This window comes from Sphingobacterium sp. UBA6645 (assembly GCF_002455685.1).
Lineage (GTDB): Bacteria > Bacteroidota > Bacteroidia > Sphingobacteriales > Sphingobacteriaceae > Sphingobacterium > Sphingobacterium hotanense.
This window is the reverse complement of the sequence record NZ_DKLH01000045.1, coordinates 167318-192276: the sequence shown is the minus strand read 5'-3', so window position 1 is coordinate 192276 and position 24959 is coordinate 167318. Positions and strand designations below refer to the sequence as shown.

Annotated in this window: 16 protein-coding genes; 7 read left to right on the top strand and 9 right to left on the bottom strand. The window is 41.9% G+C overall.

Going from position 1 to position 24959, the window contains the following annotated elements:
- Positions 1 to 53: 53 nt before the first annotated feature.
- The 6 genes from B2400_RS08110 to B2400_RS08085 form a co-directional block, all read right to left on the bottom strand.
- Complete coding sequence (locus tag B2400_RS08110; RefSeq protein WP_293932473.1) at positions 54 to 1577, bottom strand: sulfatase family protein; 1524 nt, start codon at positions 1575 to 1577, stop codon at positions 54 to 56.
- Between the two features lie 6 nt (positions 1578 to 1583).
- Positions 1584 to 1955 carry a BACON domain-containing protein gene (locus B2400_RS08105; protein ID WP_293932471.1) on the bottom strand — a complete coding sequence of 124 codons (372 nt, stop codon included), beginning with the start codon at positions 1953 to 1955 and terminating at the stop codon, positions 1584 to 1586.
- Between the two features lie 18 nt (positions 1956 to 1973).
- On the bottom strand, positions 1974 to 3791 hold the full coding sequence (locus B2400_RS08100) for a RagB/SusD family nutrient uptake outer membrane protein (RefSeq protein WP_293932469.1): 1818 nt from the start codon (positions 3789 to 3791) through the stop codon (positions 1974 to 1976).
- Positions 3792 to 3802: 11 nt separating this feature from the next.
- Positions 3803 to 7297 carry a SusC/RagA family TonB-linked outer membrane protein gene (locus B2400_RS08095; protein WP_293932467.1) on the bottom strand — a complete coding sequence of 1165 codons (3495 nt, stop codon included), beginning with the start codon at positions 7295 to 7297 and terminating at the stop codon, positions 3803 to 3805.
- Between the two features lie 124 nt (positions 7298 to 7421).
- Positions 7422 to 8483: a FecR family protein gene (locus tag B2400_RS08090; protein WP_293932465.1), complete on the bottom strand. Its 1062-nt coding sequence runs from the start codon at positions 8481 to 8483 to the stop codon at positions 7422 to 7424.
- 107 nt (positions 8484 to 8590) lie between these two features.
- Complete coding sequence (locus B2400_RS08085; RefSeq protein WP_293932463.1) at positions 8591 to 9136, bottom strand: RNA polymerase sigma factor; 546 nt, start codon at positions 9134 to 9136, stop codon at positions 8591 to 8593.
- Between the two features lie 483 nt (positions 9137 to 9619).
- Between B2400_RS08085 and B2400_RS08080 the strand changes: the two genes are divergently transcribed.
- Positions 9620 to 11011 (top strand): Gfo/Idh/MocA family oxidoreductase, encoded by a 1392-nt coding sequence (locus B2400_RS08080; RefSeq protein ID WP_293932461.1) that lies wholly within the window; start codon positions 9620 to 9622, stop codon positions 11009 to 11011.
- A 340-nt stretch (positions 11012 to 11351) separates the two neighbouring features.
- Here the strand turns inward: B2400_RS08080 and ybeY are convergent, their stop codons facing one another.
- The gene (gene ybeY / locus B2400_RS08075; protein WP_286650086.1) at positions 11352 to 11786 is read right to left on the bottom strand and encodes an rRNA maturation RNase YbeY; all 435 of its coding nucleotides are present in this window, start codon (positions 11784 to 11786) and stop codon (positions 11352 to 11354) included.
- 2 nt (positions 11787 to 11788) lie between these two features.
- Complete coding sequence (gene ruvX, locus B2400_RS08070) at positions 11789 to 12202, bottom strand: Holliday junction resolvase RuvX (protein ID WP_293932759.1); 414 nt, start codon at positions 12200 to 12202, stop codon at positions 11789 to 11791.
- Positions 12203 to 12300: 98 nt separating this feature from the next.
- Here ruvX and def point away from each other — a divergent pair, with 98 nt between their 5' ends.
- From def to B2400_RS08040, 6 genes are all read left to right on the top strand, one after another.
- Positions 12301 to 13521: a peptide deformylase gene (def, locus tag B2400_RS08065; RefSeq protein WP_293932459.1), complete on the top strand. Its 1221-nt coding sequence runs from the start codon at positions 12301 to 12303 to the stop codon at positions 13519 to 13521.
- A 507-nt stretch (positions 13522 to 14028) separates the two neighbouring features.
- Complete coding sequence (locus B2400_RS08060) at positions 14029 to 17253, top strand: SusC/RagA family TonB-linked outer membrane protein (RefSeq protein WP_293932457.1); 3225 nt, start codon at positions 14029 to 14031, stop codon at positions 17251 to 17253.
- A gap of 18 nt (positions 17254 to 17271) precedes the next feature.
- A complete protein-coding gene (locus B2400_RS08055; protein ID WP_293932455.1) occupies positions 17272 to 19155 on the top strand; it encodes a RagB/SusD family nutrient uptake outer membrane protein in 1884 nt (627 codons plus the stop codon).
- A 12-nt stretch (positions 19156 to 19167) separates the two neighbouring features.
- Complete coding sequence (locus B2400_RS08050) at positions 19168 to 20364, top strand: DUF5000 domain-containing lipoprotein (RefSeq protein ID WP_286650079.1); 1197 nt, start codon at positions 19168 to 19170, stop codon at positions 20362 to 20364.
- Between the two features lie 25 nt (positions 20365 to 20389).
- Positions 20390 to 21088 (top strand): DUF4998 domain-containing protein, encoded by a 699-nt coding sequence (locus tag B2400_RS08045; protein ID WP_293932452.1) that lies wholly within the window; start codon positions 20390 to 20392, stop codon positions 21086 to 21088.
- 23 nt (positions 21089 to 21111) lie between these two features.
- A complete protein-coding gene (locus B2400_RS08040; protein WP_293932450.1) occupies positions 21112 to 23847 on the top strand; it encodes a hypothetical protein in 2736 nt (911 codons plus the stop codon).
- A gap of 711 nt (positions 23848 to 24558) precedes the next feature.
- On the opposite strand, the gene B2400_RS08035 is transcribed toward B2400_RS08040, so the two are convergent.
- Entirely contained in the window at positions 24559 to 24924 is a 366-nt protein-coding gene (locus B2400_RS08035) for a response regulator (protein ID WP_293932448.1), read from the bottom strand.
- Positions 24925 to 24959: the final 35 nt, after the last annotated feature.

The window sequence follows — 24959 nt, the reverse complement described above, 5'->3', positions numbered from 1 at the left end:
TGGTTGCGCAATTGGGGATCGCTAGCTTTAAGCTTTCCGAAAACTTCTGTGCCCTATTTCAGTTTCTGATGGAAGATCTCTTCTGCTTGCGCATCATCAAATGCTTTTATTTGCTTCAATAGCTTTTTCTTCATTTTCTTCAAAGTGCTTTGATAGGAAGGATCTGATACCAGGTTCTTTAGCTCCTGCGGGTCTTTTTCTAAATCGAAAAGTTCCCATGCCTCTACACGTTTATAGAATCGGATCAGCTTATACCGTCCTGACTTCACGCCGAAGTGTGGCGACACCGCATGTTCTCCATTTTCAAAGTAATGGTAGAAAACATCCTCACGATGTTTTTTATCCGTCTTTGGGAGCACCCCAGCGAATGATTTTCCCTGCATATCTGCAGGTTTGGCAACACCCGCTAGTTCTAAAAGGGTTGGCGCTATATCGGCGTTCACTACATTAGCTTCAATCTTTGAAGTTGCCGGAATAAGCCCCGGCATACGCATAATCATTGGCGTTTTGAAAGACTCTTCATACATGAAACGCTTATCGAACCATCCATGTTCACCCATGTAAAATCCTTGATCGGAAAGATAAATGACAATCGTATTCTCTTCTAATTTGTTCTTCTTCAGATAATCTAAAACACGACCAATATTGCGATCCATAGACTGCGCTGTGTTCAGATAATCGATCATATAGCGTTTATATTTCCACTCTGCGAGCTGCTTACCTTGCAAATTACGGTTTTTGTAATCCTCAAAGATAGGACGATAATACTTGATGTAGGCCTCTCGCTGTGCAGCGTTCATCCTTTTGAAATTACCATCAGCCATCATCTCCTCCACCGAGTTGAACATCTTGAGATCGTATCCCATGCGCATGTCCTTGTCAATCGACATTTCCTGAACTTCCGCAGCTTTTCGGCTCTGGTAGTTATCATAGAAGGTTGTAGGAACCGGAATATTTTGATTGTCATAAGTTCCGAAATCTTTCGGATCCGGCATCCAGGTTCTATGTGTCGCTTTATGTCCAATGATCAAACAGAACGGATTTTGTTGATCGATCGTATCTAACCAATTCAACGCTTTATCGGTTACTAAATCAGATACATAGCCTTCCTCTCGTTTTTTTCCTTGTTTTGAAACAAAATCAGGATTGAAATAGTGTCCTTGACCGATGAGTATATCATAATAATCAAAACCTTGAAGCTCCTCACCCAAATGAATTTTCCCAATCCAGGAAGTATGATAGCCAACCTGTTGCAATTCCTTCACAAAGAGGTTTTGTGAGAAATCAAATACAGAGGTTTCATTATCCTTGAACCCATTTTTATGACTGTATTTTCCGGTCAATAATGTGGCCCTAGAAGGACCACATATCGAGTTATTGACATATGCGTTCGTAAATACCGCACCATCTTTTGCTAGCCTGTCGATTTGAGGCGTTTTCGCGAGCTGTGAACCGTAGGCTCCGATGGTTTGATAGGAATGGTCATCAGAAATGATAATGACTATATTGGGCTTCTTTTGCTGTCCTAAAGCAGCTATTGCACAAGCCATATACATGATAAAGAACACTATCCTCATATCGACTTATTTTTGTTGTTTAAAAACTAAATTAACGGTTTCTCCGTTGGTTGATTTGATAAGCACCGTTGCTTCGCGCGCAGCGGTAGTCGTATTGCTAGCAACCACTACTTGCTGCGTTACTTTTGCAGAACCATATTTGCGATTGATACTGATCCAAGAAGCGTCTGCTCCTGCTTCAATCCACCATCCATTTGTTGTTGCATCGATGGTAAGCGAATAAGAGCCGCCATTTGCGGGAATACTTGCCGGAATTTCATGAGTAACATCAAATGGTCCGGGTTGAGGTTTCACATGCTGATCCTTCTCACAAGAAGAGAAGAAGATGGCAAAAAGCAATACCATCAGAAAATAAGATGTATGTCGAATAAATTGCATTATATTAATTTTAATCGTTTACCAATTAGGGTTCTGTTTCCACTTTCCATTTGTCAACTCCAACATTCTTTGTTGAATTGGCAATAGATAATCTCTATTCACTTTAAATCCATAGCCGTTCGGCATAACTTGCTTATACGGGTCTATATATCGCTTAGCGTCATTAGGCTGTCCGCTCAGGAAGAAGTTTACACTTTTACCGGCAGGAGCGGTATCGAAATAAAGCAAGGCATCATTGTAGAAACCGGTTGCTGTGTTTTGCGCAGCCAAATCGCTTCCTACGAAAAGCGCTCCCAAAGGTCTTTTTCCAACCAATAGCACATCCGCAGCGGCCCAGCGCATGATATCGTCTAAACGCGTACCTTCAGCGACCATCTCTACTCGGCGTTCGCGACGTACAGCCTGCAGGGCTTTCGACAAGTTGCGGAATGCATAGTCAGCTTGCGTATTATACTCTAGCTCGATATTCACGGCCGGCATACCGACACGTGTTCTCAACGGAGTCAATGCCTGCGTCGCTAAACTAACGTCGCCGGCTAATTCGATCATCGCTTCAGCATAGTTTAGAAGTACCTCGGCGTAGCGGAAATAAATAACCGGTGCGGCACTCATGCCATCATCAGTGGTTGCAGCGATATTATCGTATTCGATATACTTATACATCGGATATCCTGTCGTATTTCTATTGAAGCCACTCTGATTGATGGGCGGAAAAGGAGGCACGACGCCACCTGGTCGCAATGGTTGCCCGGAAACACCAGCAGTCTGAAATAATCGAGGATCGCGTAGCGTCGGTTGCAATTCCTGTCCGTAGGTCTTTTGTGCTTGCTCGCGAGCAGCTCCTACAAAAGGCTTCCCATCTCGCGTTAAGTAATCATCTACCAAGCTTAGCGTCAAGCCAATATCCCCACCACCAGTCGATAAATACTTAGAAACTCCATGCCCGATATTCTCTGCCGGATTATATCGGCGGAATAAAAGGACTTCTTTATTTCCTCGCAGATCTGTATTGTTGAATATATTCTTGTAATCTGCTAACGGGTTTCCTGTCGATGAAATCTGCCAGCGCCCAGCATCGATTACTTTCTTCGCAGCATCGCGTGCTTGCGTTAAATATGCATTAATTTTCTGTGCGGTGACAGCGCTTGAAGCGAATCCAGTCCCTTTTGCTTGATGATATTTTTGCCATGTTCCTTCGTACAAAGCAACACGAGAAGTCATTGCGAAAGCCACATCTCGGTGTACACGCATGCTATTGTTGTTGTTTTGAATAGCAAGGAGTTCACTTGCGCGATCAAGATCCTGCAAAATGGAGTCAACGACCACCAAACGGCTATGGCGCTGTAAAAAGGTCGATTCATCCTCGGAATTTAGTAAGGTATTGACCCAGCTTACATCACCATATTTTTTTACTAATGAAAAATAAAACCAGGCTCTAAAGAAGTAGGCTTCCCCCAAATATTGGTTGATGTCTGCCGCATTCCCCTTAGCTTGTTTGGCTTGATTCAAAAAGAAGTTCAATCCGCGGATCTGATTATACTCGGTCAATGCTGTTGCATTAGAAATGGTCAGCTGTCCGTTCAACCGAGGGTTGACGGTGGTAAAGATCATGTTGTCCGTACGCGCATCGTCATAAGCAATGCCCTCACCTCCTGTAAAATTTGGATGGTTTGGAAGTTGCTCATAAAACTGATTCATATACAGTCGTAATTCGTTGACTGTAGCCAAGCTTCCACTCGTGGAAAGTTGATCTTGTGGCAGTCGATTTAAGAAATCTTTACTACAACCAGTTGTAAAGAATACTAATAAAAAATATAGATAATGATGTTTTTTCATGAGAAATAGCCTTAAAATGTGATGTTTACACCAAAAGAATACACCTTGCTCAACGGATATAACTTACCCGTTCCTTGTCCGCCAACCAATGTTTCAGGATCGAACATTCCAGCGAGCTTTGTGAAGGTCAGCAAGTTGTCACCCGTGCCAAATACCGTCAATCGATTTATCTTCATACGCTGTGTCCATTCTCTGTTGAACGTATATTGCAGCGTCAGGTTCTTCAAACGGATGTAAGAAGCATTTTGGATATATCGGCTGGCAGGGGATTGTGTTTTATTGGTATAAGAAGCAATAGCACCAACAGGGGAAGCATAAGGATTCGGATAGTATGCGTCAGGATTGCTTTCGCTGAAGTAATCTAAATGCTCTTTAAAAACAGTAACCTGTGCCAAGGAACCAGACCCCCAGAAGTAAGCGTCTAAGGCAGCAGGCAGGAAGTCTTGTTTTCCAACACCTTGCCATAACATGCTCAGGCTCCAATTTTTCCAATTAACGCCTCCAGAAAGGCTAAAGTTATATCGTGCGCTGCTGTTTCCGATAATGCTGTAATCACCCGAATCTCCTACTCTATTTGCACCGATATCGATCTTGCCATCGCCGTTGATGTCTTCATATTTTACATCGCCAGCCACCCAATCACGTGCAGAAAGATAAGATCTATTCAATGTTGCATTGTAATTAGCGGCTTCTTCGGCAGTTTTCAACAGGCTATTTGCTGTAAATCCCCATATCTCACCTACATTCTTACCTTCGTACCAAGCTCCCGCCGGATTAAAACGCGTAGGGTTTTGGTAGCGAGTTACAACTGAACGGTAGTCGGTCAACATTAAACCTAGATCATAGCTTAAGTCTTCCGAGATATTGTCTTTCCATTTGATGGATAGTTCCCATCCGCGGGTTCTCAAATCTGCATTATTCGACTGTGGTGGTGTCGCACCATACATATCTGCTACATCGCGAGATGGCCCTAACATATCTTTGGTATTGCGTTGATACCACTCTAATGTTCCAGATAGACGGTTTTCTAACATCGCGTAATCTATTCCGACGTTCGTGCTTTGGACTTTCTCCCAAGTAATCAACGGGTTGAAAGCACCTGGCGCTTGAATATAACTTTCGCGCTCGTCGCCAAAATAGTAGCGGCCGCCGGTTCCCAATCCAGGAACAACGATATTCATGTTCTCTAGGTAGGCGTACATATTTGCACCCGCTTGATTTCCTAAATTACCATAAGATCCGCGTAGCTTCAACTGGTTCAGCCAAGGCAAGCTGTTCTTCACAAATTGCTCCTCGCTGATATTATACGCTGCGGACACAGATGGGAAGAATCCCCATCGCTGGTCGCTCGCAAAGCGCGAAGACCCGTCGTAGCGTCCGTTAAGTTCTAAAAGGAACTTGCTGTTGAAATTATAGTTGATACGAGCGAAGAAACCTCTTGTTGCCCAGTGGTTCCTTACTTCGGAAGAAGCTTTGGTGCCTGTCGCCAGGTCTGTTCCCGGACGATCGAAACTGATCAGCTCCGTCGCTGAAGTGCCAAGCTCTTTGTATTGGTTGTATTCCTGTTGAAAACCCGCCGTTAAATCAAATTGATGTTTATCTACAGCGACTTTATAGTTGGTATAGATATTCGGCGTAATATAGGTTTGCTCATACATGGTACGAGCGAAGCTACCCGCTAGCGGAATATTAAATTCCGAACGGTTCATGGTAATCGGCGTACCATCAACGCCATAAATTGTACCAGGGATTTTTAAAGTCGAGCCTTCAAAATTGCGCTTGCTGAAGTTGAGATCCGCGAATATTTTCCAGTCCTTTGCCGGTGTTATTTCTAAACCACCAAGGATAACAAGGGCCGCATTATTGCTTTTATCTTGTGAGCCGGATTGCAGATAGGGAACGAAGGATTGCTCAGTAAAATTACCATAGAAATCATATGGCGATACGTTTGGACGCATACGGGCAAGGTTGTGAAAGAATAAGCCCTCATAACCTGCCAACGGCGATTGATTCTGATTGTGCGTGTACTTCACATTGCTTTTTAGCTTGATAAAATCGGCTAATTGTGAATTTACAGACACATTGACGTTATAGCGTTTGTAGTCTATATCCGCATAACGCAATGCACCATCCTCTTGGTAAACACCTCCGGAAACGTAGAATTGTGTTCCATCATTTCCACCACTTAGGTTCATGGTATAGTTCTGGCGAAGCGCATAGGGTTTATAATGAAAATTAAACCAATCTGTATTCGCTACCCCATTTGCACTGTTCTCCCAGCTGCCGTAATTGTTGGAATTTACTTCCGGGAATATCGAAACCGAGCCAGGGTTATCGATATATTGCTGCAAAAGGGCAATCTTCTCTTCGGAATATTGCTTCGTGCCCAATGCGTTGAAAGTTGCTGCATTGAAATAATTTGCAAAGTCTACAGAATTGACCATATCCGGTAGATTTACCGGTGAAGTGAAACCTGTATTCGAGCTGAAGTTGATTTGCTTTCTACCTGATGCACCTTTTTTCGTTGTTACTAAGATAACACCGTATGCCGCGCGAGAACCATAGATTGCTGAAGCAGATGCATCTTTGAGTACGGAGATATTTTCTATATCGTTAGGATTGACATCAGCCAGCGACATCTCCATTCCATCTACCAACACATAAGGCTGATCCGAACCGCTTAAGTTCCCTGTACCACGTACGTTCAGTTTGAAAGATTGTCCGGGCTTTGTTGCACCATTAACACTTACATTCAGACCAGGCATGGTTCCCTGCAAACTTTGTGTCGCATTGACCACTGGTCGATTTGCAATCTGGTCGCCAGATATCGTTGCTACGGAACCGGTTAAATTAACACGCTTTTGCGTACCATAACCTACCACAACAACCTCTTCCAACTGGGCAAGATCCTCAGCGAGGGTTACCTGCATCGGTTGTCCGGTGAATGGTATTTCTTGGCTCAAGAAACTAACGTAACTAAAGATCAAGACCGGGCTATTCCCCTCTGTTTCTAACGAGAACTGACCATCGCTGTTCGTGCTTGTGGAACGTTCGGTCCCTTTTTGCTTGACAGACACGGCCACGAGCGGGTTTCCATGTTGATCTTTAACAGTCCCTGAAGCTATATTGGATTGTTCATTATTCTTTTCAATCAAGACGCGGTTCGTTCCTACTAAGGTCATTTGGAAGTTCTGCGCCTTCAGTATTGGACGCAAAAGCTCGCGCCAATCTTTCTTTTCAACGCGGATATCTGCGATCCGGATATCGCGAATAGCATTGTCGTTGTAGATGAATGATACTGCGGTCTGCTCTTCGATTGAGTTGAGCAGATTTTTGAGTTTCACATCTTTAAATTGCATGGAAACTTTGTTCTGTGCTTTGGATTCGCTAGCCATGCTGTGGGCAGCAAAAGCTAACATAAAAATCAGGATAAATTTGACCATCAAGAGCCACTTAACATAATAAGGAATGGGCACACGACTTAGTTCATGTGATTTTTTTTTCATAAATTTAGTTTTTAATTAATCAGATTTGAGCATCCAACTTTCCTAGGGCGAGATGCTCATGGTTAAATCGTTTGGGTATTCCTTTTCCAAAGGGATACCCTTTTTTGTGTTTATCTTCTATCTTTTATTTGATAATTATGGTCTCTCCTTTCATCGTATAATTAAGGTTTTTATTAGTTTTTTGAAGTATTGACAAGACTTGCTGACAGGTTGGTTCCTCAAAAACTCCTGTGAAGGCTTGTTCTTTTAATTGATCATTTTCTACGATAATGGTCACGTCGTACCAGCGTTCAAGCCTTTTTACAACTTCCGCCAAGCGATCTGCTTTGAACACCAATTTATTCTCGGTCCAAAGTGCATCTAATGCTTTATTGTCTTTTTTCTCGACGTTGCGGAAAGCGACAGTATGCTGAATAGCGGTTGTATCTGCCAGAGCCAAACTCACCTTTCCATTGACTTCCTTACGAGCAATCTCTATCCTGTCGCCGGGTTTCATTACGAAGTCCTTGCTGCCTTTGCTTTCGTTCAAGGTTAGTTTTACTTTTCCTTCTATCAAGGAAGTCACAACTTGTCCTTGATCCGGATAGGCCTGTAGGTTGAAAATAGTTCCTACGACATTCACATCGACTTCGCCCACTTTTACTTTCATCGGCAGCGCCGTATTCTTCGCCACCGAGAAGTAACCCTCACCCAACAGCTGTAAGTTGCGATGTTCTTTCCCATAGCCCTGCTTCAACATCAACTTACTATCACTATTGAGCCAAACCTCCGTTCCGTCGACTAGCTTAAAGTATTTACGTTCGCCTTTGTGAGTCGTCAATTCCATCCAATCGCCATCGACTGCTGGATTTTCTTTGGTATTATATAGATAGAACACTGAAAAAATCAGCAATACCGCAGCGGCCGCCTGCAAGAATTTCTTCCAAGGGAAGATGCGCGCTATTGGTTCTGTTGGATTTGATGCTACGCTACCAGGGATATCATTAGGTCTGGACTTCTCATAAAGTACTTCTAACTCCAATCTGCCCTGCTCCGTCTCTTCTTCCGATAGTAGGTACTCGTATAGTATCACGCGGTCGGGATCTTGCAATAGCAACTCTTGCAACCTGATCTGCTGATCGGCTGACAGTTTGTTAGCGAGTGCTAAATTCAATAAACTAAGAAATTCTTCGTCCGTGTGATTCATACTTTTGGTCTTCACTCACATAGACACATGAGGTCGATAAAATCACCAATCGCTTATTGGAAATTCCGAGAAAAGAAAATAAAAGACTGATACTAAGCGATAAAAAACTATCTATTTTTTAGGGATTGCCAGATTTTTGCGAGTGCGATCTGAATATGTCGATCGACGGTATTCTTGGAGATGTTCATTATTTCCGCTGTTTCTTGGTAGCTACGAGACTCTTCTTTAACGAGAAGAAAAGCTTGCTTTGTTTTCTGAGGCAGTGCGTCAATGGCCTGTTGTATTTCTTTAACCCCTTCACTTTCCATCATTAGGCGCTCGGGATCCGGGAACTCTATGTTCATTTCCGCGAAATCGTCGGGAAGAAGATAAACAGGTTGATTTAATCGTAATAAATTGAGACATCTGTTTTTCACCATCCGTAGGAGGTAGCCTTCCACGGAAGAGACATGCATGAGGTCGCTTCCTAAATGCCACATCTTCCACATCACTTCCGAACAGACGTCCTGAGCGAGTGCGTAGTCTTTTAGAAAACCAAAGGCATACCGCTCAAGAACTTTGTAGTTCCTAAGGAAATAAGATTTAAAAACCATCTCATCTCTATATTGCGCAATGCGTTCCTTTTCCAGGGAAGTTAGTGGTTTAAACGGCATTTTTTTCACAGTGACTTCGCAAGATAAGAATTTTAATACAAACAGCATTGGAAAAGCAATGAAGCGGAATCCTTCGCTAGCAGATTGGAATTTCGCTTAATCAGGTTAGTTTTTTACCAGCACAGGCTTTCATAGATTTGAATATCCCGATTGCAACAACTCGCGATTTAAAATCGAATTACATGGATTTACTCCAACATTCCTTGAAAAAATACCGGCATCGTTTGCGTAGATTTTTAATCTTAGTAACCCTTGATTTTCGTAGATTGTTATAAAAGAGCGAGGCTTATCCTTGCTCGTATAAAATTATAAACTTGTCAATTTATTCTTGGTCGAACATGGGCTATGATTTGTATCTGTAGCTCCGTAGGAATTTTAATTTCGATAGATTCCGTCGATTGTTTTGCCTTCGAAAAACCAGCTAAACCAAAGTAAAATCGCTTCTGTGTTTTTACAGCATTTACTAATGAAAAACAATTTATCATGGATAGTATTTCAAGAAAAACATTTTTAAAGACCTTATCGCTACTGAGCATAGGGACGATGGTCAACCTTCCTACTGATGCTTTTGGATTAAATCGAAAACTTCGCGTCGTACTCGTTGGTACTGGGATTCGTGGAATTACATTCTGGGGACGTCGATTGGTTGAGCAGTTTCCTGAAACGCTCGAATTTGTCGGTTTAAGCGACATCAATCCAGGGCGTCTAAAGTATGCGAAGGAGTATATGGGGGTATCTTGTCCGACTTTTGTAAATTATGACGAGATGCTGCGTAAAACAAAGCCAGATTTAATCATGGTCTGTACGACCGATGCCTCTCATCATGAACTTATCATCAAAGGTTTGGCTTATTGTGATGTTTTAACGGAAAAACCATTAACTATCGATGAAGTAAAGGCACAAGCAATCATTGATGCGGAGAAAAAATATGGGAAGAATGTGATTGTCGGTTTCAATTACCGATGGAGCCCTTACATGACCAAGATTAAACAGCTTATTTCAGAAGGCGCGATTGGCGAGGTCACTTCTGTGGATTTTAACTGGTACTTGAATACTCATCATGGCGCTTCTTATTTCCGCCGCTGGCACGGATTGATGAATAAAGGTGGCTCCTTATGGATCCACAAAGCAACACACCACTTTGATTTGCTGAACTGGTGGTTATCGGCAGAACCGGAAGAGGTTTTTGCATATGGTGCTTTAGAGCATTATGGTAAAAATGGTCCATTCCGTGGAAAGAACTGTCGCTCGTGTGATCATAAAAAAGACTGCGCTTATTATTGGGACATTACGAAGGATAAACAAGCAATGAATCTATATGTAGCGAACGAAAATTATGATGGCTATCTTCGAGATGGCTGCGTGTATAGAAATGAAATCGATATTTACGATAAGATGTCCGCACAGATCAAATACAAAAATGGCGTAATCGCTAATTACTCTCTAACCACCTATTCTCCATATGAAGGTTGGCGAATTGCATTCAATGGGCAGAAAGGTAGAATTGATGCCTGGCTAGATATTCCTTTTATCAACGGAGAGAGTTTAAGCCAGGAGGAATTGCACGCTGCAGAGATGCAACAGGCGAAAAGTGACACTACGCAATCACAACTTATTTTGTTCAGAAACTGGGAAAAATATGAGGTCGTTACGGTTTCTAGCGAGCGTAGTGGCCATGGCGGTGGCGACCGCCGTTTGCAGGAAGATTTGTTTTTAAAGAAGTCGGCTGAAGATCCTTACGACCACAGAGCTAATCTGAGGGATGGCGTTTTGTCGGTGCTCATCGGTGTGGCTGCTAGAAAAAGTATCGAAGCAGGAAAACCGATTCAGATTGGGTCGCTGACGGACTTGAAGCCGGAGATAAAGAAGAGTTAGGGTTTGAAGGGGAGACTATCTTGAAGTTGCAACCAATTTTGAGCGGAAAATGATGGTCTCCCTCAACGCTTATTCTTAAATAGAACACGCCGTAATATCCAGCCGCTTCGCCAGCGCGCGAGAACCACATCACCCATCTTCGCGTCTTCGAATTTCATGGGGCCCACGGTTATTTTACATCCATCAAGAATAAAAGGTCGCATGCTACGTCCGTTCAATAGGAACTGTACAGACTTCTCCTTGAGCGATCAAACCTCCAAGCCCTCGAAAAAGCTTTGATTATTAAAGGTAATATTGGTCATCGATGCTAGTCATACTTACTTATGGACAAAAGGTAATCTTAAAAGGATCTCGCTTTGAGATATTGATCTTCTTTTTGCGTCATTAGTGCTTTATCATCTTTTTTCTTATCGTAGTATCCACACAAGTGCAAAACGCCGTGGATAATAACGCGATGAAGTTCGTCGCGTTCTGCAACAGCAAACTTCTCGGCATTTTCACGAATACGATCGATAGAGATAAAGATATCGCCGGCAATGATATCTTCCTCTTCAGAAGAATCGAAGGTCACGATATCGGTATAGGTATCATGATCCAAATATTGCTTATTGATTGTCAGTAAATATTCGTCAGAACAGAAAATGAAATTGAGTTCTGCTACGCGAATAAAATCTTCATTTTTGATCGTTTGGTAGATCCATTCACGCACCTTTTGCTTTTCTTTTAAGGTAAATGCGATGTCTTCTGAAAAAAAATGTATATCCTTAAGAGCCATTGTTAGAATGCTTTGCTGTCCATATAAGTTTGAAGAATAAGCGTGGCGGATACCGTATCGACCAAACTTTTCTCTTGGCGTTTTTGTTTTTTCAGTCCCGATTGGGCGATGGCTTGAGAGGCAATCTTCGAGGTAAAGCGTTCATCAACTTCCACCACAGGAATGCTTGGATAAGTCTTCTTTAACTTACGCATAAATCCAACGACATGCTGTGCTGATTGCGAAGGGCTTCCGTCCAGCCGCATAGGTTTTCCTACTACAAATGTTTCCACTTGTTCGGTTGCTAAGTATTTTTGGAGGAAGGTCCAGATTTCCTCAGGATGCACTGTATCGAGTGCTGTAGCGATAATCTGTAAAGAATCAGAAACGGCGATGCCGATACGTTTCGTCCCGTAATCGAAAGCCATCAATCTCATGGGCATTGTTTTCCACAAAAGTACGATTAAAGTTTGTAAGTATTCTTATTCAATGTTTCTTAAAAATCTATACATTTGATAGAGATTAATAATAAACTATGCAAAGAATCGTTTTCCTGCTACTCATCTTCGTTCCTTCGTTAATTTTTGCACAAAATCATGTGCAAGAAATAGCAACATATAGGAAGGAAAAAGACGCAGCCTATTTAAAAAATGAATATGGACCGTTGAAAGCAGATCAGCTATCTTATTTAGATTACTACCCTGCAAACCCACAGTATCGCGTGCAGGCAGAGGTTGAATTACTCCCCGATGAGCCAACATTCCGAATGCCAACCTATGACGGCACATCGAACGAGTATAAGCGCTATGCTTTATTACATTTTGATTTATTAGGAGCTAAGTATACCCTGACAGCCTATCAAAGTGTTGCATTATTTCAGACGGAAGCCTACAGGGATCATTTATTTGTTCCTTTTATGGACAACACGAATGGTGTTAGCAGCTATGAGGGAGGGCGATACTTGGATTTAAGTATCAAAGAGATTAAAAATAACGAATTAACCATAGATTTTAACAAGGCCTACAACCCCTATTGCGCATATAGCAATGGTTATAGGTGCCCACAGCCACCAAAGGATAATATCTTATCCCTAGCTATCGAAGCTGGTGAAAAAAAATACAAAGGCCCTAAAAACGAGAGAAAAGTGAATATATCAGCGGCAAAAAACTTTAACAACACGGAGCGAAAGATCATCAATTCTGCTGATGATACTACGCTAATGCATGTTTATCTGATTACCGACGAGAAGGAATTGGCGGTATTGAGAAAACCATCGGAAGATTTGAAATTTGATGATCCTCTCGTCGATAAATTGGCTTCACGAATGTTTAAAACGGTGCAAGATCCGCAGCATACAGGGGTGGGAATCGCAGGTCCGCAGGTAGGAATCAATAAGAACGTTATTTGGGTGCAGCGCTTCGATAAAGCCGATGAACCTTTTGAGTTTTATATCAATCCAAAGATTATCTGGCGTTCGAAACTGATTCGCATCGGTGCTGAGGGCTGCCTTTCAATTCCGGATCGCAAAGAGGATGTTCAACGTAGCTATGCCATTCGTTTGCAATATGTGGATAGGAAGGGTAATGTCGTTGAAGAAAATATTGAAGGATTTACTGCTGTTATTTTTCAACATGAGGTAGACCATTTGTATGGGATTCTGTATCCGGATAGGTTGGAGGAGCAAGAAGGTAAAGAAGCAGTTCCATTGAATGATAAGATTAGGTTTCAGGTTGAAAAGGGAAGTATTATTCCTTAGGGATGGAGATGGTGGCAAGAAAAATTATCCGCTATACAAAGTTCTATTGGGGGAGCATACAACTGAGGCTTCCCCTTTTCTTTTATGAAAGTTTCTGTTGCTCAACAGTCACCAAGAACGTTTATTCCCATTGACTTTTCATTGGAAACATGAAAGTTTTATACAGGCTATTATGACCGAGCCAGGACCAAAAAGATGATGTATAATTCGCAATTCAATAAAGCGTTTAAAAAAGGTTGTCAAAAAAATTTTGTTAATTCAACGAATGCTTCCTATCTTAGAGCATACAGTATTACCACTCGGTTTCTTAACCGACTCAACATAAACCAAAATAATATAATTTATTAGACGGCTTTAACCACCGTTTATCGAGGTTAGTTTTTAGAGATTCTTATTGTTTGAATGCAGTTATTGCATATCAAAATAGGATTTATCATAACATGAATTAGTTTCAGTATAATGCCGGTTACGTAACCGGATAATATTAACCACCAATTTATATAAATTATGAGCAACAAACCAGTCTGTTCTAAATCCTATTTCTACCGAGGATTTAGAACATTAAGAATCGCAACACGACAGCGGCTTGTCCTGCTATCATTTCCTTTAGTATTTCTCGGAATCCCTCCGAGCATCCTTTACGCCCACTCCAGCATTCGTTTGATGAGCCTACAAACAGCACAGGGTATTGTGAAGGACAAAGATGGAAAGCCCATTGAGGGAGCGACAGTTACAATTAGGGGTACTTCAGTCGGAACCCAAACAGATCGCAACGGACATTTTATGTTTCCCAATTTAGAGAAGGGCAGTGTTTTAGTGTTCAGTTTTACCGGATACTTGACTCAGGAAGTCACTCTCGAGAATCAAAAAAGCATCGATATTGTGCTTGTTGAAGATCCTGAAGCATTGGAGGAGGTCGTAGTCGTTGCCTTTGGAACGCAGAAAAAGACGGATATGGTGGGCTCTGTAACACAAATTAAGCCTAACAACCTACGGGTTCCCAGCAGTAATTTGACCACGGCTCTGGCAGGACAAGCCGCAGGTATCATTGCCTTTCAAAGAAGCGGTGAACCGGGGATGGATAATGCTGATTTCTTTATTCGCGGAGTGACTTCCTTTGGTACGGGGAAAGTGGATCCATTGATTTTAATTGATGGGGTTGAATTAAGTGTTACGGAACTTGCCCGACTACGTCCCGATGATATCGAGAGCTTTTCGATCATGAAAGATGCGACTTCCACCGCTTTATATGGCGCTCGCGGAGCCAACGGTGTAATATTCGTAACAACAAAGCAAGGTAAGGAAGGAAAAGCTAACATTTCTTTGCGTGCAGAAGGGTCTGTTTCTGCTCCAACAAGTAATGTTGAATTAGCCGACCCAGTAACATACATGGAACTTTATAACAATGCTTTGGTTTCACGTGACCCTTTCGCCGAACCCCTCTATACACAAGAAAAAATCGAATCGACACGCGAGGGTTTACACCCCATTATATTTCCAGCTGTTGATTGGCGTTCTGCTCTCTTTAAAGATCAAACGTTTAATCATCGATACAACTTGAACGTGACGGGTGGCGGAAAAGTTGCTCGTTACTATGTTGCCGGATCGTTTGCGCAAGATAACGGTATGCTACGTGTCGACGGAAAAAACAACTTCAATAACAACGTCGATTTAAAGAGCTACACCCTACGCGCCAATGTCAACATAGATCTGACAAAAAGCACAGAATTAATTGTCCGCCTTAATGGAAATTTTGATAATTATACAGGTCCCCTTGAAGGTGGTGGTGCCATGTATAACAAAGTCGTTCGCGCAAATCCTGTTGATTTCGTCCCTTTCTATCCGGTGGATGATTTACATAGCCATATCGAACACATCATGTTTGGCGGCTTGCGAGAACGCGCATTCTTAAATCCGTATGCCGACATGGTTAAAGGCTACAAAGATTACGATCGTTCGCTGATGATGGCCCAGATGGAGATAAAGCAGAACTTATCGTTTTTAACGGAAGGATTGCGCTTTCGCTCCATGTTCAATACCAACAGAATCTCCCGATACGATATCGAACGCGCATATAAACCTTTCTTCTATGAATTAGCCTATTACGATCGTCGAACCTTAGATTATGTGGTTTCTATCACGAATGAAAATTCAGGGGAGGAATTTTTAAGCTTCGGTCTTGACAACGAGCTTCGTGCTCAAAACTCCGTTTTTTACATGGAGAATGCGATTGATTATTCACGAACATTTAATGAGAAACATAGTATTAGTGCTTTATTGGTAAATATCCTCCGTTCTAGCACCAATGCCGTTGCAGGTAGTCTACAGCTTTCCTTACCGTCAAGAAATTTTGGACTATCAGGCCGCACAACTTATTCGTACGATAATCGCTACTATGCCGAAGTGAACTTCGGTTATAACGGCTCAGAACGCTTTCACGAAAGCCATCGATACGGATTTTTCCCTTCATTCGGATTGGCTTGGAGCATTTCCAACGAGAAATTTTGGGAACCTTTAAAAGGCAAAATTAACAATCTTCGCCTACGCGGTACTTACGGATTAGTAGGAAATGACGCTATCGGCTCGGCTACAGATCGTTTCTTTTATTTATCCAACGTGGTAATGAATGATGCCTCCAAAGGATTTACTTTTGGAAGAGAATATGGTACTACTCAACCTGGAATCAATGTAACACGTTATTCAAATCCCGACATTACTTGGGAAACGTCCTATAAGACAAATCTGGCTCTTGAATTAGGTCTATTTAATAAGGTTAATATTCAAGCGGACTTCTTCAAAGAAGAAAGAAAAGATATATTGATGAACCGCTCGGCAATTCCCACAACGATGGGTCTGTCGGCTGCTGTTCGCGCGAATGTCGGTCGTGCCTCCGGACAGGGAATGGATATGTCAGTCGACTATTCAGAAAACTTTTCAAACGGTTTTTGGATGCAACTTCGAGGGAACTTCACTTATGCAAAAAGCAAATACTTAGCTTATGAAGAGCCTATTTATGAAAAAGAATGGTGGAAGTCGCGCTTAGGATATTCGATTCATCAGCCTTGGGGATATATTGCTGAACGCCTATTCGTTGATGACAGTGAAGTGGCGAATTCACCGAGTCAACAATTTGGCTCCACCAATGTTGCGGGTGATATCAAATATAAAGATGTCAATGGCGATGGTTTAATAACCACATTGGATCAGGTTCCAATCGGATTCCCTACTATTCCAGAGATTATTTATGGAGGCGGATTCTCTATTGGCTATAAAAACTTTGATATTTCGGCATTCTTCCAAGGTTCTGCACGTTCGTCCTTTTGGACTGGCGGGGTCGTAAATGGAGTTACCGGACCAGCCAATGTCCAACCTTTTGTTGGCGGAAAACAAATCCTAAAAGCGTTTTCAGATAGTCATTTCTCTATGGAGAATCAAGATCTATATGCGCTATGGCCACGCTTAAGCACACAAAATCAAGCCAATAATACGCAGTTAAGCACATGGTGGCTAAATAATGGCGCATTCGTACGGTTAAAACAAGCAGAGATTGGTTATTCGTTACCAGATCGCTTGGCAAAAAGACTTTATACGGATAAGTTAAGAATTTACGCAAGTGGGACGAACCTGTTTTTAATAAGTGGTTTCAAATTATGGGATATCGAAATGGGCGGAAACGGTCTTGGCTACCCCTTGCAAAGAGTTGTCAATTTTGGAATCAACCTATCCTTTTAACCTATTAAATCTGTAATTATGAAAAAATACATTTTTCTGCTCATACTATTTCTGGCGACTTCCTGTAACAAATACTTGGATATCGTTCCGGATAATATAGCCACGATCGAATATGCATTTCGATTACGCGCGACTACTGAACGTTATTTATTTACCTGTTATTCCTACCTCCCACAGCTTGGAAATAGAAACACAAGTCCTGCACTCTTTGGAGGTGATGAGCTGTGGTGGGTGCGCGAGAATATCTCTTCAAACCCATGGCATATTGCAAGAGGAAATCAAAACGTCACTAATCCCTATCTAAACTTTTGGAATGACACCTACCCTCTTTGGCGTGCCATACGGGAATGTAATATTTTCTTAGAAAACATCATGAACGTCAAGGATGTAGAAGATTTTGAAAAAAGGAAATGGGCGGCCGAAGTAAAGTTCTTAAAGGCCTATTATCATTTTTTCCTTTTGCGAATGTATGGGCCGATTCCAATTATGAAGGAAAACATCCCAATTTCTGCATCCGAAGAGGAAGTTCGCGTTTCGCGCCAACCTGTCGACGAGGTGTTCAATTATATTGTCGAGTTAATTGATGAAGCTTGCCTAGACTTGCCAGATCTTGTTGACGACGAGAATTCGGAATTAGGAAGAATCACATTGCCTATTGCGATGGGTATGAAAGCAAAAATATTGGTCTATGCAGCAAGTCCACTATTTAATGGAAACCCAGATTACTCTGGTTATTCAAATAAAGACGGTACGCTACTGTTTAGCCAATCTGCGAGTCCTGAAAAATGGGCGAAAGCCGTAGCTGCGTGTAAAGAGGCAATTGATAAGTGCCATTCATTGGGAATGGAATTGTATTATTTTGAGGAAACCAATATTGCGAGAAATCTTTCGGATTCCTTGAAGACTCAAATGAATACGCGGAATTCGTTTGTAGAACGTTGGAACTCAGAAATCATTTGGGCACATACGAAGAATAATGCGCGCGATTTACAAGTCAATGCCATGCCTAAAAGTTTGCCTGCCGCAGCCATAGGCAATAGCGTAGTGGAAGGACATTTTGCAGTTCCGATGCGAATTGCCGATTTATTTTACAGCGAACATGGTATACCCATCGATGAGGATATCAGCTGGCCATATGACAATCGGTTTTCTTTGCGAACGGCCGGTGATAAAGATCGCTTTTTTATTCGGAAAGGATATACGACAGCGGAATACAATTTTGACAGAGAATCAAGGTTTTATTCGACGCTTGGCTTCGATGGAGGAGTTTGGTTTGGCCAAGGTAACTTTGATCAGGAAAACGCATATTGGCTAGAATTAAAACTTGGACAAAGCGGTGGAAAAAGAGGAAATCTAAACCATACCGTAACCGGATATTATCCTAAAAAATATATCTACTATACGAATGTTTTATCGACGACTGCTAATACTTATACATCGGTGAATTACCCATGGACTATGCTTCGATTAACAGACCTCTACATGTTATACGCAGAAGCATTAAATGAGTTGCAGGGTCCTAACGATGAAAGCTTCATCTATTTAGACCTCGTACGCAAGCGAGCAGGTTTAGCCGGTGTCAAGGAATCGTGGACAACCTATTCGAGAAATCCAACAAAGTTCAACACTCAACAAGGGCTTAGAGAGATTATCCAGCAGGAGCGTAATATTGAGTTTTGCTTAGAAGGGCAGCGATTTTGGGATGTCCGTCGTTGGAAAACCGCCATTGAAGTTTATAATGATGTCATTAGCGGTTGGGATATGGATCAGGCACGTGCGGAAGATTACTATCGTGAAAAAACCATATTTCGTCAATCGTTCGCGCTGAAGGACTATTTCTGGCCGATTCGCGAATACGACTTAATCGTCAACAAAAACTTAGTTCAAAGTCCAGGATGGTAAAATGATAAAATCATGAAAAGAATAACCACATATATCGCAATTGCTGTTATCATGGTATTAGCAGCTTGCCAAGAAATGATTCATAGCCCTTTAGAAGAAGTCTCTTCAACGCCCGGGCAACCGACCGTAACGAAAATTGAGAATATAAACGGCGGGGCAAAAGTAACGTATTCAATACCCAACGACCCTAGTATATTATATGTTGTTGCTGTTTATAATACTGGGAAGGGCGAGGAACGTGAGATTAAATCGTCAGTTTATAAGAATTACATTGAGCTTGAAGGATTTGGCGATACCAATCCTTATCAAATTAAACTGTATAGTGTTAATAAAGCTGAAGTTCGTTCAAGTCCTGCCGAATTCACAATTAATCCATTAAATCCTCCAATCGACGAAGTCTTTAAAACGTTGGTTGTTAATCGAGATTTTGGAGGACTAAATGCTAAGTTTAGCAACGAGAAGGAAAAGGGCATTGTTTTTTATACCCTTTATAAAGATGAAGAAGGAAATTGGGTACAGTACGATCGCCTCTTCACCTCAGCGAAGTTTCGTGACTATTCCGTTCGAGGATTACTTCCGAATCCGACCGATTTTGCTTTTTTCTTCCGTGATGAATGGGGAAATCATTCGGACACTTTAAAGACGAATATCACTCCGCTGTATGAAGAAATGTTGGAGAAAAAGTTGTGGAAAGCTTATCCACTACCTAGCGACACTTATACGGTGCAGGGAAGTTGGGGACCTATTAGCAATATATGGGACGGGGATTATGTTCGTCTTTCCAAGTTATATTATCAAGCTACTGCCGGTGCGTCTATGCCGAATTGGTTCACAATTGATTTAGGCAAAAAATCTAAATTTAGCCGAATGGTTGTCTTCCAAGTACCTACGGAACGTCCGACCTATGCATATAACTATGGAACACCTCGAACCTATGAAGTTTGGGGGTCAAATAATCCAAATCCAGACGGCTCATTTGACGGCTGGACCCTGCTAATTCATTGTGAGTCTATAAAGCCTTCGGGCAGCCCGGTAGGTGAGCGCACTCCTGAAGATAGCGCATATGCTTTGGCTGGTGAGAACTACAACTTCCCCCCAGAAACCGAAGCATATCGATACATCCGATTCAAAACGATCCGTTCTTGGACTGGTGCACAAAACTTGATGCTTACTCAACTAGATTTATATGGCCAGCCAATGGATCAATAGTTATGAACTTAAAAAAACAAAGTGTATGAAAAAGCAAATTAATTCTCCCTTTATACTATTTATCATCTTGTTCGCTGTCGTTTTAACAGCTGGGTCATGTGGTCGCATGGATGATACTTATGTTCAATTTTTGGAAGGTGGAGAAAAAATATACGTTGCAAAAGCGGACTCGCTAAAATTAAAATCAGGACGAAACAGAGTTGAACTCTCTTGGTTACTTTTATCGGATCCCAAAGTTAAGAAGTATAAGATATATTGGAACCAACGTCGAGATTCTTTAGAAAACACTGTTAGCAAGTCAGATGATGTTGACACCGTACGTGTCATCATTAACAACCTTCCAGAAGGCAATCAGACTTTTCAAATATTTACCTATGACGATTCAGGAAATAGCTCTGTTAAAGCAGAAATCTCCGGACGCGTTTATGGAACCCTCTATGAAAAATCTTTACTGAATGCTACCATTTCGAAAATTCTTAGAAAATCTGATGATCTGAAAATCATTTGGAATGTCAATCAACCGGCAGGATTGAGTGTAACTGAGATTAAGTATTTGGATATGACAAATAATCAAAGGCTGATCCTGAACAAGAATTTTAAGGATACCACGACTTTAGCACAATTTCCATTGAAAGGCAACTTTGAATTTCGTTCTGGCTTTTTGCCAGACTCATTGGCGATAGATACGTTTTATGTAAATTTTGCAGAAGTCAAAACCAATTAAATCAACACTAATAAACCAACACTATGATACTACAGCAAAAGAACCGACGATGTAAACCTCCTTTGTTTCTATTTCTTTTATCGATTTTTTGTCTAAACATCGCGCTAGGTCAGCAAAAAAAACTAACAATCATTCCGGCGACCGAGGCCATCAAAATCAATAGCGATGCAATGCGCATTAACGAGAAAAGCAGCGAACGAATTACCGATTCTAGGTTAACGACTAAGTCCGGAATCACCTTGAAAGAAGGTATTGCCCAGGCCATAAATTCTGAGCGAGAGGAATCGGATATAGCGTTCCGCATTCGTATTCCTACTGCCGGCCACTATACGATTTATACCAATGCGGTGACTGACGCAGAGGGAGCTCAATTGATGAAAAAAGCGAAATCGAAGTTCGAGTCCTTGTTTATGCGGATACAATTTGGCGACAAACGAGGGACCAAACGAGTGGTATATGTCCCGTGGGACCGTCCAGTCCAGCATACCGGAATTTTTGACCTTCCTGCCGGCGAGCAGGATGTCAAAATCTGGTTGCCTCGAGGAGTGCGATTTGAATACGTACAGATTCAAAAATATGTCGCTCCTAAAGTCCCGACGGCTGCAGCTTCCTATAAGCCATCAGTCAGCCCTCCGAGCAGTCGGCCACGGCTTTGGGTGAATCAGGAAACACTACCAATGGTCAAAAAGAATCTGACTGATCCAGAACATGCGCCTATTTGGAACAAACTTAAGGACGATGCATTAAAGCCATTCCCGCTTGTTTTCGACCCCAACGAAGAGATGTCTTATAATGTTGACCTGGAGAAGGCGATGGAGCTAAAAGCGTTCTATTATTTAATGTCTGGTGACAGAAAGATAGGTCGGGAGGCGATTGACCTAACAAAGGCGTATCTTTCTCATGTGGAGTTCGGTAATATTTTGGACATCACGCGGGAACTGGGCCGTGCAATTTATACAGCAGCTTTGGTGTACGACTGGACATATGATCTTCTATCGAAGGAGGAGAAGGAAAATTTGGTTAAGGATTTTATGCGCCTCTCGATGGATATGGAAATCGGCTGGCCTCCGTTTCGTACGAATATATTGAATGGCCACGGAAATGAAGCCATGGTCAACCGTGACTTCTTAGCAATGAGCATTGCGATTTATGACGAAGATCCTGTACCCTATCAATATGTATCCTATCAAATATTAGAAGATTTAGTACCGATGCGACGTTTTGAATATCAATCACCACGTCACAACCAAGGTATTGGTTATGCGGCTTATCGTTTTGCTTGGGAAATGCATGCGGCATGGTTGTATTATCGAATGTCGGGACAGAAAGTCTTTGATGATAATATCACTTCGATGCCTTCCTATTTTATGTATATGCGCTCCCCTGCTGGCGAGATGTTACGAGATGGAGATGGTTTTGCATCGGGAAAAGCTGGTGAGCCTTTCTATTGGAAATCGCCACAAGTAATGTTTTTAATGTCCACTTACGGGCGAGATCCTATTGTGAAGGGAGAATTCCTTCGGCATGGCCAGCTCAATAACCCGACGATGTTTCTATTGCTGAACGACCCAACTTTGAAAGCCGAACCTAGCTTGAATAGTTTAGCTCTTACAAAGGACTTTGGCCCAATTTTAGGATCCATGGTAGCAAGGACCGGTTGGAATATCGGTCCTGATAGCGACGATGTGGTGGCAGAGATCAAAGGTGGTGGTTATCATTTCGGGAACCATCAGCACGCGGACGCTGGCGCCATTCAATTATATTACAGAGGCTTTCAATTTGGTGATATCGGACTCTATCGATTCTACGGAACTCCCTATGATATGGGATTCAACAAGCGCTCGGTTTCCCACAGCGTGATGCTTGCTGTCGATCCAAATGAAAAATATTACCGTAGCGACGTAAATGATGGTGGTACTCGCTTCAACCAGCGTGCGCCACGCTCTCAAAAAGAAGTTGAAAGCGATCCTTGGTTCCACAATGGAAAGGTAATGGCGACTGCTGTAGGTCCCGATCCAAAGCAACCGTATTACAGTTATTTTGCTGCGGACTTAAGCAGCGCCTATTCGGAAAAAATGCTGAATTACACGCGACAGTTTTGTTTTATTAATACTGGCCGGAAAGATATTCCTGCGGTGATTGTATTAAACGATCAGATGGAGACCAAGACTCCAGCTATCGACAAATATTGGCAGATCGCGTCGCTTAATAAACCAGAGCTTACCGCTAATGGATTTGTACTACACAATTCGCTAAATGGACGTGTCGGGAAAACGCATGTTTCTATCTTAAGCCCTTCTAGCGGATATGATGTTAACGTGCTTTCGGACTCTATGACGACGAATGTTTTCGGGAAACAGTTAGAAGTTCCTGAAACACCATTAGCAGAGGGAAAGGGTCATCGAACACTGGTTTCTCATCAATCAAAGGAAAAAACGAATCATTATCTTACAGTGTTCCAGGTATGCGAGGGAAACAGCTCTCCGCTGGTTCTTTCGCAAGAAAAGAGCGGAAATGTTGATTTGATATATATTGGAGATGACTTACTCGTAGCCAGTTCCGCAAAAGAGATCAATGAAAAATTCGGGTTTAAAAACAATCGGAAGAACAGCAAGGCTATTTTAACTGGGTTGAAACCCGGAAAATGGATATTGCGTCGTGGTAAGAGAGTGATAGCTGAGAAAGAGGTCAGTGCGAAGGAAAGAACTGCATACTTTGAGCTGGATCGGGCGGGAGCGTATAGTGTTGAAATGAAGTAGAGAAAAAATCTCGTGTAGCACTTCTACAAATTGCTACACGAGATTTCCGGATTATTTATGGTTACTATTAATTTCAATTATTGCATGAATATCTTTTCTGGACCCCCAAAGAGCGCTGTACTTTCAACCAAAGCAGCCTCCGAGGATTTTAATTACTTATTAAGGAACCCTTTTGTTTAAATCGATATTGCGATCATTGAGGCAGACAGAGAAATTTAATTCCTCATAAGTACGCTTCTCTTTAAGTTCAGCATCGGCAAGCTAAGCTTCAATTTCATGTAAGTAATAACTGATGATGACATGTGTTGCGATCTTAAGCACTGAGAATTGCAAAAGTACCTTTCGCCGCTGTCGTAAGTGTTTAGAACCTATTATCATGTTTTGCTGGTTGGTAATAAGAATGCGATATATTCACAATTTGTTGGGTGGGACAATTCTTAATTATTATCCGCCTACCATGCAACCTCGGGGCGCTGAAACTCCTCTTAACGCAGCAAAGTGCGGAAGTTCATAACCGCCTGGGAAATCCCAACGATAAAAATAATTCAAAATGCCTCACTCCATCATGGAGAACTCTAAATATAAAAAGCCTTTCCTCTCGCTAATTACCTTGCTTAAAGGCCATCTATCACTTCCCTCCTGGAGGATTTTATACAAGAAAAGATAAAAGCCTATCCGCCCGTTTCTACTCTCCGCTTATGCATTTAATCCTTAACCTTCTAATAGATCCGCAATTAGTTGTTCCAACTTATCCAGATCGAACGGTTTGGGAAGGAAAGCATCGGCAAGAGCACGCTTTGCTAAAGTTTCGATCTCACTGTTAGCTGAGACAAGAACGACCGGTATATTAGAAAATTTCGGATGTGTCTTGAGGAGCTGTGTGGCTGCTATCCCACCTATTTCCGGTATCCAATTGTCCATCAAAATCAAATCTGGCTGGTAGGTAGCTACTTTCTCAAGAACATCATGTGAGGTCGATGATTGATTTATCGCATAACCCAAATCTTCCAATACGATGGAAAAAATTTCCAGCACATATGGGTCATCGTCAAAAATAAGTATTTTTTTTTGTGTCATTTAGCCGTGGAATTATTTATGATTTTTAAGTAAAT